The organism is Streptomyces sp. NPDC031049 (assembly GCF_055571015.1).
The window spans coordinates 138,507-154,872 of the sequence record NZ_JBVIGC010000004.1; the positions used below are offsets into that span (position 1 = coordinate 138,507).

At 72.2% G+C, this 16,366-nt stretch carries 13 protein-coding genes; 7 read left to right on the forward strand and 6 right to left on the reverse strand.

The genetic code is table 11. The annotated features are described in order from the left end of the window. Window positions 1-24: 24 nt before the first annotated feature. The 6 genes from ACZ45Q_RS08400 to ACZ45Q_RS08425 all read left to right on the forward strand — a co-directional run bounded on the left by ACZ45Q_RS08400 (window position 25) and on the right by ACZ45Q_RS08425 (window position 8,138). A complete protein-coding gene (locus ACZ45Q_RS08400) occupies window positions 25-2,436 on the forward strand; it encodes a SulP family inorganic anion transporter (protein ID WP_468256789.1) in 2,412 nt (803 codons plus the stop codon). 183 nt (window positions 2,437-2,619) lie between these two features. Continuing rightward, window positions 2,620-4,575, forward strand: coding sequence for an acetate--CoA ligase (gene acs, locus ACZ45Q_RS08405; RefSeq protein WP_468256792.1), 1,956 nt, complete (start codon window positions 2,620-2,622; stop codon window positions 4,573-4,575). Window positions 4,576-4,832: 257 nt separating this feature from the next. After that, window positions 4,833-6,266, forward strand: coding sequence for a Na+/H+ antiporter NhaA (nhaA, locus tag ACZ45Q_RS08410; protein ID WP_468256795.1), 1,434 nt, complete (start codon window positions 4,833-4,835; stop codon window positions 6,264-6,266). A 101-nt stretch (window positions 6,267-6,367) separates the two neighbouring features. After that, window positions 6,368-6,865: a phage holin family protein gene (locus ACZ45Q_RS08415; RefSeq protein WP_468256798.1), complete on the forward strand. Its 498-nt coding sequence runs from the start codon at window positions 6,368-6,370 to the stop codon at window positions 6,863-6,865. Continuing rightward, window positions 6,862-7,812, forward strand: coding sequence for an alpha/beta fold hydrolase (locus ACZ45Q_RS08420; RefSeq protein ID WP_468256800.1), 951 nt, complete (start codon window positions 6,862-6,864; stop codon window positions 7,810-7,812). Before ACZ45Q_RS08415 ends, ACZ45Q_RS08420 begins: the two co-directional genes overlap by 4 nt. A gap of 143 nt (window positions 7,813-7,955) precedes the next feature. Continuing rightward, a complete protein-coding gene (locus ACZ45Q_RS08425) occupies window positions 7,956-8,138 on the forward strand; it encodes a hypothetical protein (RefSeq protein ID WP_468256803.1) in 183 nt (60 codons plus the stop codon). Between the two features lie 66 nt (window positions 8,139-8,204). On the opposite strand, the gene ACZ45Q_RS08430 is transcribed toward ACZ45Q_RS08425, so the two are convergent. The 3 genes from ACZ45Q_RS08430 to nth form a co-directional block, all read right to left on the reverse strand. Then, entirely contained in the window at window positions 8,205-9,404 is a 1,200-nt protein-coding gene (locus tag ACZ45Q_RS08430) for a MarP family serine protease (RefSeq protein WP_468256805.1), read from the reverse strand. A 93-nt stretch (window positions 9,405-9,497) separates the two neighbouring features. After that, entirely contained in the window at window positions 9,498-10,187 is a 690-nt protein-coding gene (locus tag ACZ45Q_RS08435) for an NUDIX hydrolase (protein WP_468256808.1), read from the reverse strand. 52 nt (window positions 10,188-10,239) lie between these two features. Continuing rightward, window positions 10,240-11,265, reverse strand: a complete 1,026-nt coding sequence (nth, locus tag ACZ45Q_RS08440; protein WP_468256810.1) for an endonuclease III — start codon at window positions 11,263-11,265, stop codon at window positions 10,240-10,242. Between the two features lie 368 nt (window positions 11,266-11,633). Between nth and ACZ45Q_RS08445 the strand changes: the two genes are divergently transcribed. Continuing rightward, window positions 11,634-12,308 carry a Crp/Fnr family transcriptional regulator gene (locus tag ACZ45Q_RS08445; RefSeq protein WP_004985207.1) on the forward strand — a complete coding sequence of 225 codons (675 nt, stop codon included), beginning with the start codon at window positions 11,634-11,636 and terminating at the stop codon, window positions 12,306-12,308. 60 nt (window positions 12,309-12,368) lie between these two features. Here the strand turns inward: ACZ45Q_RS08445 and ACZ45Q_RS08450 are convergent, their stop codons facing one another. The 3 genes from ACZ45Q_RS08450 to ACZ45Q_RS08460 all read right to left on the reverse strand — a co-directional run bounded on the left by ACZ45Q_RS08450 (window position 12,369) and on the right by ACZ45Q_RS08460 (window position 16,222). Further along, on the reverse strand, window positions 12,369-13,199 hold the full coding sequence (locus ACZ45Q_RS08450; protein ID WP_468256813.1) for an MBL fold metallo-hydrolase: 831 nt from the start codon (window positions 13,197-13,199) through the stop codon (window positions 12,369-12,371). Beyond that, window positions 13,196-14,155: an NUDIX hydrolase gene (locus tag ACZ45Q_RS08455; protein ID WP_468256815.1), complete on the reverse strand. Its 960-nt coding sequence runs from the start codon at window positions 14,153-14,155 to the stop codon at window positions 13,196-13,198. The genes ACZ45Q_RS08450 and ACZ45Q_RS08455 overlap by 4 nt, the downstream gene beginning before the upstream one ends. 72 nt (window positions 14,156-14,227) lie before the next feature. Continuing rightward, the gene (locus tag ACZ45Q_RS08460; RefSeq protein ID WP_468256817.1) at window positions 14,228-16,222 is read right to left on the reverse strand and encodes a glycosyltransferase family 2 protein; all 1,995 of its coding nucleotides are present in this window, start codon (window positions 16,220-16,222) and stop codon (window positions 14,228-14,230) included. Window positions 16,223-16,366 lie beyond the last annotated feature (144 nt).

Sequence of the window (16,366 nt, forward strand, 5' to 3'; positions counted from 1 at the left end):
CAGCCCCGGAGGAGACGGGAGAACATGTCCGCCTGCGTCCCCACTCGTGCCGACGACTCGGCCCGGACCGATCGTGTCCACCCACCCCACAGTCCGCCGCACCGCCGCCGGTTCCGCATCGCCGGCGCCGACGTGTCGGCCTCGATCGCGGTCTTCCTGATCGCCCTCCCCCTGTCCCTGGGCATCGCCCTCGCCACCGGCGCACCCCTCCAGGCCGGCCTCGTCGCCGCCGCCGTGGGCGGGATCGTCGTCGGCCGGCTCGGCGGCTGCCCGCTCCAGGTCAGCGGGCCCGCCGCCGGCCTCACGGTGGTCACCGCCGACCTCATCCAGCAGTACGGATGGCGCGCGACCTGTGCGATCACCGTCCTCGCGGGCATCTCCCAGCTCGGCCTGGGCTGCCTTCGCGTGGCGCGCACCGCGCTGGCCGTCAGCCCCGCCATCGTGCACGGCATGCTCGCCGGCATCGGGGTCACCATCGCCGTCGCCCAGCTGCACATCGTCCTCGGCGGCACCCCGCAGAGCTCCGTGCCCGACAACCTGCGGGCACTGCCCGCCCAGTTGGCCGCCCTGCACCCGGCCGCCCTGTCCGTGAGCGCACTGACCCTGGCCCTGCTGCTGCTCTGGCCACGGCTGCCCGGCCGGTTCGGGGCCGCGCTCCGCAAGGTCCCGGCCGCGCTCGTCGCCGTCGCCGGGTCCACCGCGGTCGCGGCCGTGGCCGGGCTGCGCCTGCCCAAGGTCGACCTGCCGTCCTGGAACAGCCACGCCCTGGCCGCGCTGCCCGACGGCCCCGTGCTGGGCCTCGTCGCCGCCGTCCTGACCATCACGCTGGTGTGCAGCGTCCAGTCGCTGCTCGGCGCGGTCGCCGTGGACAAGCTGGTGGCCGCCCGGCCGGACCTGTCCGGGCGGGTCACCCGCTCCGACCTCGACCGCGAACTGCTGGGCCAGGGCGCCGCCAACATCGTCTCCGGCTCCCTGGGCGGACTGCCCATCGCCGGCGTCGCCGTGCGCAGCACCGCGAACGTGAACGCGGGCGCCGTCAGCCGGAACTCCACGATGCTGCACGGCGTTCTCGTAGTGATCGCCACGCTGTTGATGGTCCCGGCCCTGGAGCTCATCCCCCTCGCCTCGCTCGCCGCCCTGGTCATGTCCATCGGCATCACGATGGTGTCCCTGCACCACATCCGTACGGTGACCCGCCACCGCGAGGTGCTGGTGTACGTGGCCACCACGGGCGGCGTGGTGACCTTCGGCGTCCTGGAGGGCGTCGCCCTGGGCATCGCCGTGGCCGTCGGCGTCGCCCTGCACCGCCTGACCCGCACCCGCATCACGCACGACGAGAGGGAAGGAGTCCATCACGTACACGTACGAGGCCAGTTGACGTTCCTGGCGGTGCCCCGGCTGAGCCGGGCCCTGCACCTCGTGCCCCACGGCGCGGACGTCGTCGTGGAATTGGACGGGTCCTTCATGGACCACGCCGCGTACGAGACGTTGCAGGACTGGCAGAAGACGCACACCGCGCAGGGCGGCTCGGTCGACATCACCGGGCGCCGCCCCGGCACGCGCATCTCCGAGCCCGACGAGTCCGGCAAGTGCCGCTGCCGCCCCTGGACGGCCTGGCGCAACCACCAGTGCGAGCCCGCCCAGTCCACCACGCCGTCCGGTCCGGGCCGCAGCGGAGCCGGTGAAACCGGCGGACAGGAACTGGCGCGCGGCATCAGCGCCTTCCAGCGCAACACCGCCCCGCTGGTGCGCGACGAACTGTCCCGGCTGGCACGCGAAGGACAGCGGCCCTCGCAGCTGTTCCTGACGTGCGCCGACTCCCGGCTGGTCACCTCGATGATCACTTCCAGTGGTCCCGGCGACCTGTTCGTGGTGCGCAACGTCGGCAACCTCGTGCCGCTGCCCGGGGAGGAGAGCGGCGACGACTCGGTGGCCGCCGCGATCGAGTACGCGGTGGACGTGCTGAAGATCCGGTCCATCACCGTGTGCGGACACTCCGGCTGCGGTGCCATGCAGGCGCTGCTCAACGCCGACCCCTCGGGCGCGCAGACCCCGCTCAAGCGGTGGCTGCGGCACGCCCTGCCGAGCCTGGAGCGCCTGACCGGCGACGACGGCTCCTGGGCCCGGCTGGCCGGACGCCGGCCCGCCGACGCCGTCGAGCAGCTGTGCCTGACCAACGTGGTGCAGCAACTGGAGCACCTGCGCGCCCACGACGCGGTGGCCCGGGCCCTGCGGGAGGGTGAGCTGAAGCTGCACGGCATGTACTTCCACGTGGGAGAGGCGCAGGCGTACCTCCTGACGGAGAAGGAGGGCGACGGAGTGTTCACCCTGGTCCGGGAGACCGAGGGGACGGAGAAGACCGAAGCGACGGAGAAGACCGCCGGACGGAGCGACCTGTCGGCGGTCGGGACGGACCGACCCGTCGGCAGCGGGTAAGGAGTGAACTCCAAGCGCCCGGCGTCCGTGGGTACGGATGAACCCGCGACGCCGGGCGCCGTCGCAGACGAGCCTGGCAGCAACAGGTCTACACCAATTTCCGGTCGGCCCTTGTCACCGGACCGTCCGGTCTGATGAGCTGTGGCCTGGGACACAACGGACACCCTGAGAAAGGGAGATGTCGTGAGCAACGAAAGCCTGGCCAACCTGCTCCGCGAAGAGCGCAGGTTCGCGCCGCCCGCTGACCTGGCCGCGAACGCCAACGTCACGGCAGAGGCGTATGAACAGGCCAAGGCTGACAGGCTCGGCTTCTGGGCCGAGCAGGCCCGCCGGCTGACCTGGGCGAAGGAACCGACCGAGACGCTCGACTGGTCCAACCCGCCGTTCGCCAAGTGGTTCCAGGACGGCGAGCTCAACGTCGCGTACAACTGCGTGGACCGGCATGTCGAGGCCGGTCACGGCGACCGCGTCGCCATCCACTTCGAGGGCGAGCCCGGCGACAGCCGTGCGATCACTTACGCCCAGCTCAAGGACGAGGTCAGCAAGGCCGCCAACGCCCTGCTGGAGCTGGGCGTGCGCAAGGGCGACCGGGTCGCGGTCTACATGCCGATGATCCCGGAGACGGCGGTCGCCATGCTGGCCTGCGCCCGGATCGGCGCCGCCCACTCGGTGGTCTTCGGCGGCTTCTCCTCCGACGCGCTCGCGACCCGTATCCAGGACGCCGACGCTCGGGTCGTGATCACCGCCGACGGCGGTTACCGGCGCGGCAAGCCGTCCGCGCTCAAGCCGGCCGTCGACGAGGCGGTCGAGCGCGCGGGCAGCGTCGAGCACGTGCTCGTCGTCCGCCGCACCGGGCAGGACGTCGCCTGGAACGACACGCGCGACCAGTGGTGGCACGAGCTCGTGGACCGCCAGCCGGCCGAGCACACGCCGGAGGCGTTCGAGGCCGAGCACCCGCTGTTCATCCTGTACACGTCCGGTACGACGGGGAAGCCGAAGGGCATCCTGCACACCTCCGGCGGCTACCTGACGCAGACGTCGTATACCCACTGGGCGGTCTTCGACCTCAAGCCGGAGACCGACGTGTACTGGTGCACCGCCGACGTCGGCTGGGTCACCGGGCACTCGTACATCGTCTACGGCCCGCTGGCCAACGGCGCCACACAGGTCATGTACGAGGGCACGCCCGACACCCCGCACCAGGGCCGGTTCTGGGAGATCGTGCAGAAGTACAAGGTCTCCATCCTCTACACCGCGCCCACGGCGATCCGGACGTTCATGAAGTGGGGCGACGACATCCCCGCCAAGTACGACCTGAGCAGCCTGCGGGTGCTCGGCTCGGTGGGCGAGCCGATCAACCCCGAGGCCTGGGTCTGGTACCGCAAGAACATCGGCGCGGACACCACCCCGGTCGTCGACACCTGGTGGCAGACCGAGACCGGCGCCATGATGATCACGCCGCTGCCGGGGGTGACCGAGGCCAAGCCCGGCTCCGCGCAGCGTCCGCTGCCCGGCATCTCCGCGACCGTCGTCGACGACGAGGCCAACGAGGTGCCGAACGGCGGCGGTGGCTACCTGGTCCTCACCGAGCCGTGGCCGTCGATGCTGCGCACCATCTGGGGTGACGACCAGCGCTTCATCGACACCTACTGGTCGCGTTTCGAAGGCAAGTATTTCGCGGGTGACGGCGCCAAGAAGGACGAGGACGGGGACATCTGGCTGCTCGGCCGGGTGGACGACGTGATGCTGGTCTCCGGACACAACATCTCCACCACGGAGGTGGAGTCCGCGCTGGTCTCCCACCCGTCGGTCGCCGAGGCCGCCGTGGTCGGCGCCGCCGACGAGACGACCGGGCAGGCCATCGTGGCCTTCGTGATCCTGCGCGGTACGGCTGCGGAGACCGAGGACCTGGTGGCGGAGCTGCGCAACCACGTCGGCGCCACGCTCGGCCCGATCGCCAAGCCCAAGCGCGTCCTGCCGGTGGCGGAGCTGCCGAAGACCCGCTCGGGCAAGATCATGCGCCGGCTGCTGCGGGACGTGGCGGAAAACCGCCAGCTCGGTGACGTCACCACGCTGACCGACTCCACCGTCATGGACCTGATCCAGTCCAAGCTCCCGGCGGCGCCCAGCGAGGACTGAGCAGGGCCCGGGCGGAATGAGAGCCCGGACCGCAGGGCACGTCAGGACTGAACTGCCTGCTCACGGGGCACTCGGCGAGAACACGCCGGGTGCCCCGCGCCACGTGCGGATCATAGGCAGAAGAGATCATCCGACCGCCGGCCCGCACATTAGGTAAGCTAAGGACCGCGTTAAAAGAGACAACAAGAACCTCATGGTGCGCCGGGAAGTCTGGTCGGCATGTGTCCCGTGCTGCCCACCCACCGGAGGTTTACCTCGTGACCGCGCCCCGCCCCACTCCCCGCAAGGTCTTCGGACGGCTCTCCCTTCCCGAGCGCAACTTCGTCGCGGAAGCCCTGCGCACCGAGACCGTCGGCGGGGTACTGCTGCTGGTCGCCGCGGTCGCCGCCCTGGTCTGGGCGAACATACCGGCGATCCAGGACAGCTACGAGAGCGTCAGCCACTTCCACTTCGGCCCCGCCTCCCTCGGCCTGGACCTGTCGGTCGCGCACTGGGCCGCCGACGGACTCCTCGCGATCTTCTTCTTCGTCGCCGGTATCGAGCTCAAGCGCGAACTGGTCGCCGGTGACCTGCGCGACCCGAAGGCCGCCGCGCTGCCCGTGGTGGCGGCGCTGTGCGGAATGGCCGTACCGGCCCTCGTCTACACCTTCACCGCCGCCAGTGGCGGGGGCTCGCTGGCCGGCTGGGCCGTGCCCACCGCCACCGACATCGCCTTCGCGCTGGCCGTGCTGGCGGTCATCGGCACGTCCCTGCCGAGCGCGCTGCGCGCCTTCCTGCTGACGCTCGCCGTGGTCGACGACCTCTTCGCGATCATGATCATCGCGGTCTTCTTCACCGACTCGCTGAACTTCGCCGCGCTCGGCGGCGCCGTCGCCGGCCTGCTGGTCTTCTGGCTGCTGCTGCGCAAGGGCGTGCGCGGCTGGTACATCTACATCCCGCTGGCCGTGGTCATCTGGGCACTGGTGTACAACAGCGGCATCCACGCCACGATCGCGGGTGTCGCCATGGGCCTGATGCTGCGCTGCCACCGCCGCGAGGGCGAGGAGCACTCCCTCGGCGAGCACATCGAGCACCTCGTGCGCCCCGTCTCGGCGGGGCTGGCCGTGCCGCTGTTCGCGCTGTTCAGCGCGGGTGTCTCGGTCTCCGGCGGAGCCCTCGGCGACGTGTTCACCAAGCCGGAGACGCTCGGTGTGGTCCTCGGACTGGTCCTCGGCAAGACGTTCGGCATCTTCGGCGGCACCTGGCTGACCGCCCGGTTCACCAAGGCCTCGCTGAGCGACGACCTGGCCTGGGCCGACGTGTTCGCGGTGGCCGCGCTGGCCGGCATCGGCTTCACGGTGTCGCTGCTGATCGGCGAGCTGGCCTTCGAGGGCGACGCGGTGATGACCGAGGAGATCAAGGCGGCCGTCCTGTGCGGTTCGCTGATCGCGGCGGTCCTCGCGACGGTGCTGCTGAAGATACGCAACGCCAAGTACCGGAAGATGATCCAGGAGGAGGAGCGCGACGACGACCTCAGCGGCATCCCGGACGTGTACGAGGAGGACGACCCGGCGTACCACCTGCGGATGGCCGAGATCCACGAGCGCAAGGCCGCCGAGCACCGCAGGATCGCCCAGGAGAAGACACAGGAGGGGCACGGGCTTGCCGAAGTGGGCGGCGGGGCAGGCGATGAGGGCGACGGTCCGGCATGATCTGACCAGACGGTACACATGACGGAGTGCTCCGCCGTCCGGCGGGACGACGGCCGTCGCGGACCGTACGCCAGACAAGCCAGCAGAAGAGGGAGACCGCGATGAGCGCACCCGACGGCAGCCCGGTCGGCACCGAACGCAGCATCGGCCAGCTGTTCGCCTCGGCGACCACCGAATTGTCGGCGCTGGTGCACGACGAGATCGCCCTGGCGAAGGCGCAGCTCAGGCAGGACGTCAAGCGCGGTGCGACCAGCGGTGGCGCGTTCTCGCTGGCGGGCGCCGTCCTGGTGTTCTCGCTGCCCATGCTGAACTTCGCCCTCGCCTACGGCATCCGCACCTGGAGCGGCTGGAACCTCGCCCTGTGCTTCCTGCTGTCCTTCCTGGCGAACGTGCTGATCGCGGGCCTGCTCGCGCTGATCGGCGTCGTCTTCGCCAAGAAGGCCAAGAAGGGCCGCGGCCCGCAGAAGGTCGCCGCCTCCGTCAAGCAGTCGGCGGGCGTGCTCCAGAAGGCCAAGCCGCACCCGCGGCCCGAGCGCCCGGAGCTGGTGCAGGACCGCGCCCCCGAGGCCATCGAGGCTGTGGCACGCTCATCCTCATGACGGAACCCGCCACTCCTTCGGGGCGACCCGCCTCGGTCGTACGGCTCGATGTCCCCGGCGGACGCGAGGTGATCCACCGGGACGTCGCCGCCAACGGCGCCCGCTTCCACATCGCCGAGCTGGGCGACGGGCCGCTGGTACTGCTGCTGCACGGTTTCCCGCAGTTCTGGTGGACCTGGCGGCACCAGCTGGTCGCGCTCGCCGACGCGGGCTTCCGCGCGGTCGCCATGGACCTGCGCGGCGTCGGCGGCAGCGACCGGACCCCGCGCGGCTACGACCCGGCGGGCCTCGCCCTCGACGTCACCGGCGTGATCCGCTCCCTGGGCGAGCCGGACGCCGCGCTGGTCGGCCACGACCTGGGCGGCTATCTGGCGTGGACGGCCGCCGCGATGCGCCCCAAGCTCGTACGGCGGCTCGCGGTGGTGTCGATGCCGCACCCGCGGCGCTGGCGCTCGGCGATGCTCTCCGACGTCCGGCAGACCCGGGCGGGCTCCCACATCTGGGGGTTCCAGCGGCCGTGGATCCCGGAGCGCCGGCTGACCGCGGACGACGGCGCGCTCGTGGGCGAGCTGATCCGCGAGTGGTCGGGGCCGCGTCCGCTGGAGGACGAGGCGGTGGAGGCGTACCGGCGGGCCATGTGCATCCCGTCCACGGCGCACTGCTCGGTCGAGCCGTACCGGTGGCTGGTGCGCTCCCTCGCGCGTCCCGACGGTGTCCAGTTCTACCGCCGGATGAAGCGGCCGGTCCGGGTGCCGACGCTGCATCTGCACGGCTCGCTCGACCCGGTGCTGCGGACCCGCAGCGCGGCCGGGTCCGGGGAATACGTCGAAGCGCCCTACCGCTGGCGGCTGTTCGACGGACTCGGGCACTTCCCGCACGAGGAGGACCCGGTGGCGTTCTCCGCCGAACTCATCAACTGGCTCAAGGACCCCGAGCCCGATCGCTGAGCCCGTCCCACGCTCCGTCCCGCACTGCGTCCCACGCCCCGACCGGAGTGCTTGTCCTATGAACTGCCAATTGCCTGACGCATAGGCCAATTGGCCGCGCCGGAAGCGGTTATCGACCTTGGGGCGGGGGCACACGTCGGGGTATGGGCTGGACGCACGACTACAACGACGTAGTACGCAATCGCCGCGCTGCGAGCGGCATGAGCTCCCCTCAGCAGGCCACGACCCCGCAACTGGCGGGCACGGACCTCCGAGTGGGCATCCCGCGCATCCTGCGCCGCCGCGCCCGCTGGGTCTCCGTACGCCTGCGTCACCCGCGGGGCTGACCCCCGCCCGGCCTACGCTCCCCCGCCCGGACCGCATCCGGGCCGGCTTCCGGACCGCCGTCGCGCCTACAGCGCGCAGCTGTCGCTGTCCACCTGCCGGTTGGCGGTGCGGCCCTTGGCGATGTCCTCCTGGATCTCGTCGGCGGTGAGCGCGTAGCCCGTCTCGGCGTCGTCGAGGGACTTGGCGAACACCACGCCGTAGACCTCGCCCTCGGGTGTGAGCAGCGGGCCGCCGGAGTTGCCCTGGCGGACCGTCGCGTACAGCGAGTAGACGTCGCGGCGGACGGTGCCGCGGTGGTAGATGTCCGGGCCGTTGGCCGTTATGCGGCCGCGCACGCGCGCCGAGCGGACGTCGTACGCGCCGTTCTCCGGGAAGCCGGCGACGATCGCGCTGTCGCCGCTGCCGGCGTCCTCGGTGGTGAACTTCAGCGCGGGCGCCGACAGGTCGGGCACGTCGAGAACGGCGATGTCGCGCTCCCAGTCGTAGAGCACGACCGTCGCGTCGTACTTGCGGCCCTCACCGCCTATCTGCACCGTGGGCTCGTCCACGCCGCCCACGACGTGCGCGTTGGTCATCACGCGCCGCTCGGCGAAGACGAAGCCGGTGCCCTCCAGGACCTTGCCGCAACTGGGTGCCGTGCCCATGACCTTGACGATGGAGCGCTGGGCGCGGACGGCGACCGGGCTGCCCGCCAGCGCCGGGTCCGGGGGCTGCACCTCGGTGATGGGCTCGTCGGAGAACGGGCTGAAGACCTGGGGGAAGCCGTTCTGCGCGAGGACGGAGGAAAAGTCCGCGAACCAGGTGTCGGCCTGCGCGGGCAGTGCCCGGGAGACGCCCAGCAGCACCTTGGAGCTGCGCACCTCCTTGCCGAGTGTGGGCAGCGTGGTGCCGGCGATGGCCGAGCCGATCAGCCAGGCGACCAGCAGCATGGCGACCACGTTGACCAGGGCGCCGCCGGTGGCGTCCAGGGCGCGGGCCGGGGACCAGGTGATGTACCGGCGCAGCTTGTTGCCGAGGTGGGTGGTCAGGGCCTGGCCGACGGATGCGCAGACTATGACGACGACCACCGCGACGACCGCGGCGGTGGTGCTCACCTCGGCGTTGTCCGTCAGGGCGTCCCAGATGACGGGCAGGACGTAGACGGCGATCAGGCCACCGCCCAGGAAGCCGATCACCGACAGGATGCCGACGACGAAGCCCTGGCGATAGCCGACGATCGCGAACCAGACGGCGGCGACCAGCAACAGGATGTCCAGCACGTTCACCGCTTCTAGCCTCGCCTCGTCATTCCGCTCGCTTCAGCCGTGCCGGAGCCCCGGGGGTCGCTCCCCGGTCGGCAGGGCACCGCGCCCACCTTGTCATGCGTGCCAGTCCAGCGGGACCTGCCTGTCCCGGTCCCAGGGCCGCTCCCAGCCCGCGAAGTGCAGCAACCGGTCGATGACCCCGGCCGTGAAGCCCCACACCAGGGCCGATTCGACCAGGAATGCCGGTCCCCGGTGGCCTCGGGGATGGACGGCCGTCGCCCGGTTGGCGGGGTCCGTGAGATCCGCCACGGGGACCGTGAAGACCCGGGCGGTCTCGTTCGGGTCGACGACGCCGACCGGGCTGGGCTCGCGCCACCAGGCCAGGACAGGGGTGACGACGAAGCCGCTGACCGGGATGTACAGCTTCGGCAGGACCCCGAAGAGCTGCACGCCCGCCGGGTCGAGGCCGGTCTCCTCCTCCGCCTCGCGCAGGGCGGCCCGCAACGGGCCCTCGCCCAGCGGGTCGCCGTCCTCCGGGTCGAGGGCGCCGCCGGGGAAGGACGGCTGGCCGGCGTGCGAGCGCAGGGAGCCGGCCCGCTCCATGAGCAGCAGCTCCGGGCCTCTTCTCCCCTCGCCGAACAGGATCAGCACGGCGGACTGGCGCCCCGCGCCGTCGGCCGGCGGCAGGAAGCGGCTGAGCTGGCCGGGCTGCACCGACTCGGCGGCGCGCACGACGGGCTCCAGCCAGCCCGGCAGGCCCTCCTTGTCGAGCGCCACGCCTTCCCTGTTGCTCGCGCGCGTCATCGCCACCCCCGTTCTGCCGTGTCCAACGCCCGGCGCCCCCGAGATCGTTCCGTCATCCGGCCCCCAGCGGCGGCGCCGGCCGCCCGCCCGCGTCCAGATAGGCCTGCGGCGGCTTCAGGCGCTGGCCGGGCAGCCCGCCCTTCTCGTACTTCAGCAGCTTCTTCGCCTTCTCCGGGTCCGTCTCGCCCTCGCCGTAGGCCGGGCAGAGCGGGGCGATGGGGCAGGCGCCGCAGGCGGGCTTGCGGGCGTGGCAGATGCGGCGGCCGTGCCAGATGACGTGGTGGGAGAGGTCCGTCCAGTCGGACTTGGGGAAGAGCCCGCCCACGGCCGCCTCGATCCGGTCCGGGTCGGTCTCCTCGGTCCACCGCCAGCGCCGCACCAGGCGCTGGAAGTGCGTGTCCACGGTGATGCCGGGGCGGCCGAAGGCGTTGCCGAGCACCACGAAGGCGGTCTTGCGGCCGACGCCGGGCAGTTTGACGAGGTCCTCCAGGCGGCCGGGGACCTCGCCGCCGAAGTCCTCCGTCAGGGCTCGGGAGAGCCCTGTCACCGACTTGGTCTTGGCCCGGAAGAAACCGCAGGGCCGGAGGATCTCCTCGACCTCCTCGGGGTTGGCGGCGGCCAGGTCCTCGGGGGTGGGGTACTTCGCGAAGAGGGCGGGCGTCGTCTGGTTGACGCGCAGGTCGGTGGTCTGCGCGGACAGGACCGTGGCCACCAGGAGCTGGAACGGGTTGTCGAAGTCCAGTTCGGGGTGGGCGTACGGGTAGACCTCGGCGAGCTCGCGGTTGATGCGGCGGGCGCGGCGGACCAGGGCCGTACGGGACTCGCCGGGCGGCGGCTCGGCGGCGGCCTCCTTGGCGGGCGCGACGCCCCGGACGGCCGCGGTGGCCTTCTTGGGCACGACGGCGGGCTTCTTGGCGCGGGCGGCCTTCCGCACGGGCGGGGCCTTCTTGGCGGCCACGGCCTTCTTGGAGGACGCGGCCTTCTTGGCGGCCACGGCCTTCTTGGACGACGTGGCCTTCTTGGCGGACTGCGCCTTCTTCGCGGGTGCCGCCGTCTCGGCGGATGCCGCGTTCTTCACCGGCGCGGCCCTCTTCGCGCCAGCCGTACCTTTCGTCTCTTCCGCCGCCTTCTTCGCAGTTTTCTTACCGCCATCGGGGCTCTGTTCGCCCACGGCGGAATCGCGACGTGCAACCACCCGTCCAGCCCCCTCGGCCTGCGCTCTCACCGGCGATTTGGACACCCGGCCAGCCTACGGCCCGGCACCGACATCCGCCCCGGACCCCGAAGATCGGCGCCCAATTGGACCCCTGCCGCGTACCCCGGGACACGTGTGCGGCATCCTTGTGACAGATCACACTGTTTGGACCGTCCGGCAAAATGGGCACCACGGTGCCCTGGTACACGGGGGGAGCACATCCCCTGAGCAGGTCGACAAGGAGAGAACTCGTGGACGACGTTCTGCGGCGCAACCCGCTCTTCGCGGCGCTCGACGACGAGCAGGCCGCGGAGCTCCGCGCCTCCATGAGTGAGGTGACCCTCGCCCGCGGAGACTCGCTGTTCCACGAGGGGGACCCGGGTGACCGCCTCTACGTGGTGACCGAGGGCAAGGTCAAGCTTCACCGCACGTCCCCCGACGGACGCGAGAACATGCTGGCGGTCGTCGGCCCCGGCGAGCTGATCGGCGAGCTGTCGCTGTTCGACCCGGGCCCGCGCACGGCCACGGCCACGGCGCTGACCGAGGTCAAGCTGCTCGGGCTCGGCCACGGCGACCTCCAGCCCTGGCTCAGCGCCCGGCCCGAGGTGGCCACGGCGCTGCTGCGCGCCGTCGCGCGCCGCCTGCGCAAGACCAACGACGCCATGTCCGACCTGGTCTTCTCGGACGTCCCGGGCCGCGTCGCACGCGCCCTGCTGGACCTCTCGCGCCGCTTCGGCGTGCAGTCCGAGGAAGGCATCCACGTCGTCCACGACCTGACGCAGGAGGAGCTGGCCCAGCTGGTCGGCGCGTCCCGCGAGACGGTCAACAAGGCGCTGGCCGACTTCGCCCAGCGCGGCTGGCTGCGGCTCGAGGCCCGCGCGGTGATCCTGCTGGACGTGGAGCGGCTGGCCAAGCGCTCGCGCTGACGCGCCGGTTCCGGGGCCGCTGAGCTGGAGCTGACGCGCCGGGCGGTTCCGGGGCGCGGGCTAGATGAGCCCGTGCTCCTCCAGGTACTCCAGCTGCGCGCGCACCGACAGCTCCGCCGCCGGCCACAGGGAGCGGTCGACGTCCGCGTAGACGTGCGCGACGACCTCGCCCGGCGTGCGGTAGCCGTCCTCCACGGCCGTCTCCACCTGGGCGAGGCGGTTGGCGCGGTGGGCGAGGTAGTACTCGACGGCGCCCTGGGCGTCCTCCAGGACGGGTCCGTGCCCCGGCAGGACCGTGTGCACGCCGTCGTCGACCGTGAGCGACCTGAGCCGCCGCAGGGAGTCCAGATAGTCGCCGAGACGGCCGTCGGGGTGCGCCACGACGGTGGTGCCCCGGCCCAGGATCGTGTCGCCGGTCAGCACGGCCCGGTCGGCGGGCAGGTGGAAGCAGAGCGAGTCGGCGGTGTGGCCGGGCGTGGGAACGACCCTCAGCTCCAGCCCCCCGACGGTGACCACGTCTCCGGCGGCCAGCCCTTCGTCGCCCAGCCGCAGCGCCGGGTCCAGCGCGCGGACGGCGGTGCGCGTCAGCTCGGCGAAGCGGGCGGCGCCCTCGGCGTGGTCCGGGTGACCGTGCGTCAGCAGGGTCAGGGCGACGCGCCGGCCCGCCCGTTCGGCGGTGTCGACGACGTTCCGCAGGTGTGCCTCGTCCAGCGGACCCGGGTCGACCACGACGGCCAGGTCGGAGCCGGGTTCGGACAGGATCCAGGTGTTCGTGCCGTCCAGGGTCATCGCCGACGGGTTGGGCGCCAGGACGTTGACGGCCCGCGCGGTGGCCGGGCCCGAGAGGACTGCGCCGCGCGGCTGGCCGGGCAGGGTGCTTGCGTCCGTCATGCGGGTGCTCCCCCGGTCGGGTCGGTATGTGCCGGGCCGGTCGGTGCCGGGAGGGTCGTGGCCGGGTCGGTCGGTGCCGGGCCGGTCGTGCCCGGGGCCGGGGTGGTCGGCACGTGCTTGGTGAACTCGTCGTGCCCCGGCCAGGTCAGGACGATCTCGCCCTCCTCCAGCCGGGCCTCGGCGAGGACGGGCGTCAGGTCCCGCCCGGCCGCCCCGGCCAGTGCCGCCGCCGCCGAGCCGTACTCCGCCAGCGCGCGCAGGGTCGCGATGGTCGGCGGCATCATCAGCAGCTCGCCCCGGTCGTAACCGGCCGCCGCCTCGGCGGGCGTGGTCCACACCGTGCGGTCGGCCTCGGTGGAGGCGTTGCGGGTGCGCTGCCCTTCGGGGAGCACGGCCACGAAGAACCAGGTGTCGTAGCGGCGGGCCTCGAACTCCGGCGTGATCCAGCGTGCCCAGGCGCCCAGCAGGTCGGACCGGAGGACCAGGCCCCGGCGGTCCAGGAACTCGGCGAAGGACAGCTCGCGGGCGACCAGGGCGGCCCGGTCGGCCTCCCAGTCGGCGCCCGTGGTGTCGCCGACCACCGAGTCGGCGGTCGGACCGGCGAGGAGGACGCCCGCCTCCTCGTAGGTCTCCCGTACGGCGGCGCAGACGATCGCCTGGGCACCGCGCGCGTCGACGCCGAGCCGCTCGGCCCACCACGCGCGCGTGGGGCCCGCCCAGCCGATGTCGCGGTCGTCGTCGCGCGGGTCGACGCCGCCGCCCGGATAGGCGTAGGCGCCCGCGGCGAACGCCATGGAGGTGCGGCGGCGCAGCATGTGGACGGCGGGTCCGGAGCCGGTGTCCTTCAGCAGCATGACGGTGGCCGCCCGCTTGGGGGCGACCGGTGTCAAGGTGCCGGCCGCCAGCGCGCGGATGCGGTCCGGCCACTCCGGGGGGTACCACTGCCCTTTCGCCATGGCCGGAGGCTATCTGGTGACGGGCGGTTGTTCGAGTGCCCCCTGTGCCGTCCGGACCCGTACGGAAACCCGCTACCCCCGCACTCTCCGTACGGCCCTCCGCAGCCTCCGCCGTACCGCGCCCGGCACGTCCACCGGACGGATCTCCACCACCAGGGTGGTCTCCGACGCCTCCTTCACCGGGTGGGCGGCGCAGGGGCGGCCCCGGTGGAACCAGCGGGTGCGGCCCAGGCCGGCGGTGTGGGGGACGGCGGCGACGGTGCGGGGGCCGGACAGGGCCACGGTCACCGTCCAGCGGCCCGGGGCCAGGCCCTTGACCGGCAGCTCCGCCGTGAACCCGCCGTCGGCCCGGCTGAGCGACGCGGCGGCCTCGCGGCGGTCGCCCGTGCCGTTCTCCGCCCGCAGGTGGAGCGCCCGGACGTCGCGCGCGCCCTCGCCGGCGAGCCTGCCGGTCACCACCAGCGTGCCCGTACGCGACCCGTGCCACGAGGTCCCGGTCACCTGGCAGGGCGTGTCCTCGCGCGGCACCTCCTGGCCGACGTCCAGGGAGAGGTTGCCCCATTTCGTCACGTACGGAGTGACGACCGTGGGTCTGCCCGGGCCGGTCGTCACGATCGCCTGCGCCGGTGTCCGCCCGGCCTCGGGGCTCTTCATCCGGACCGTCCGGCCGACCCCTTGCGCCCGTACGTCGAGGAAGAGGTTCCACCGGCCGCGCCCCAGCGGAGCGCCGGACGCCGCCGTGGCCGGGGAGACGTCCGCGACGAAGCCCGCCTCCGCGTAGCGGTCGTCGTCCGGGAGCCCGGGGACCGCGTGCACGCGCGTGGGGACGCGCACCTCCGGATGACCGGCGTCGTAGCAGCGCAGCACCAGCTCGGTGGCCGGCTCCAGGGAGGCGACGCCCTCCAGGTAGGCGTGGCCGGTCAGCCGCAGCGTCCCGTCCTCCCGCCAGTGCGCCGACTCGATCCGGTGACGCACCGGCAGCCGGTCGGTGACGTCGAACGCGCTGTCCGGCACCCCCACCGCGCGGTCGCGGAAGAGCGGATGCGCCCAGTAGACCCGGCCGTCGTCGACGACGTGACCGCGGGCGGCGTCCTCGTCGGCGTTGCGGATGACCGTCATCATCTGCTCGAACCGGTCGGCCCGCAGCAGGTGCAGCAGCAGCCGGTCCCTCGGTTCGAGCTTCTCGATGATCGCGTCGGTGACCCAGTTCTCCACCCAGTCGCGGATCTCCGGGTAGATCCACCCGCGGATGTCCTCCTCGCTCTCCCGCAGCAGCAGCCACCACAGCGGGCCGCACAGCTCCCACTCGACGTGCCGGCGCATGATCTGGTCGCGCCGCGGCCCGGGCTCCAGATGGCGGGCGACCGTCTCGAAGCACATCCGGGTGCCCTGCATCCGGTGGCTCAGGTTCTGCGCGGTGAGGGTGAGGTTGTTCCCGTTCGACCGGTTGCGGTGGTAGTAGCAGTCGTAGTCCGCGACGACGGAGATGCCGTTGGCGTTGAGGTACGCGGTGGCGGTGAACGGCTTGTCCTCGGTGTTCCGGAAGGGCGGGAAGCGCAGGTTCAGCCGTTCCAGCAGCGAGCGGCGGAAGAGCTTCCAGCACCCGAGGGTCCGGTAGGCGGCCGAGGAGAAGATGTCCGTGCGCGGCTGCGTGCTCTTGAAGACCGCGGTCGGCACGGCACGGCCGCCCACGGAGACCATCTTGCCGAGCACGATGTCGGTGTCGTTCTCGTCGGCCATGGCCACCATGCGGCGCAGCGCGTCGGGGCCCAGGTAGTCGTCGGAGTCCAGGAAGAAGACGTAGTCTCCGCGGGCGACGTCCAGGGCGACGTTGCGCGGGACGGCCGCGGTGCCCGAGTTCTCCTGGTGGATGACGCGCAGCGAGGGACACGTCGCGGCGAGCCGGTCCAGCTCCTTGCCGGTGCCGTCGGTCGACCCGTCGTTCACCGCGATGATCTCCAGCCGGTCCACGCCGATGGTCTGCTCCATGGCCGAGGTGATGCAGTCGGTCAGTTCGGGCATGGCGTTGTAGGCGGGGACGATCACGCTCACTCGGGGCTGGGGCATCGTTTTCCTCGGTACTCGGCGGCAATGGCGTGTACTCACTCCCACCCGGCCGGCGGCGCGTTCGGGTACCCGGTTTCCCGTGGGGCCGGGCCGCGAACGCGGCCGCTTCCAGGTGACGGAATCGAAGAGATTCGGTGCGTACGT

Excerpts from the sequence above, each read along its gene's own strand:
- ACZ45Q_RS08460 (WP_468256817.1), bottom strand. The coding sequence starts at position 16,222 with ATGCCCCAGCCCCGAGTGAGCGTGATCGTCCCCGCCTACAACGCCATG.
- ACZ45Q_RS08425 (WP_468256803.1), top strand. The coding sequence starts at position 7,956 with ATGGGCTGGACGCACGACTACAACGACGTAGTACGCAATCGCCGCGCT.
- ACZ45Q_RS08450 (WP_468256813.1), bottom strand. The coding sequence starts at position 13,199 with ATGACGGACGCAAGCACCCTGCCCGGCCAGCCGCGCGGCGCAGTCCTC.
- ACZ45Q_RS08455 (WP_468256815.1), bottom strand. The coding sequence starts at position 14,155 with ATGGCGAAAGGGCAGTGGTACCCCCCGGAGTGGCCGGACCGCATCCGC.
- ACZ45Q_RS08435 (WP_468256808.1), bottom strand. The coding sequence starts at position 10,187 with ATGACGCGCGCGAGCAACAGGGAAGGCGTGGCGCTCGACAAGGAGGGC.
- ACZ45Q_RS08400 (WP_468256789.1), top strand. The coding sequence starts at position 25 with ATGTCCGCCTGCGTCCCCACTCGTGCCGACGACTCGGCCCGGACCGAT.
- ACZ45Q_RS08420 (WP_468256800.1), top strand. The coding sequence starts at position 6,862 with ATGACGGAACCCGCCACTCCTTCGGGGCGACCCGCCTCGGTCGTACGG.
- ACZ45Q_RS08415 (WP_468256798.1), top strand. The coding sequence starts at position 6,368 with ATGAGCGCACCCGACGGCAGCCCGGTCGGCACCGAACGCAGCATCGGC.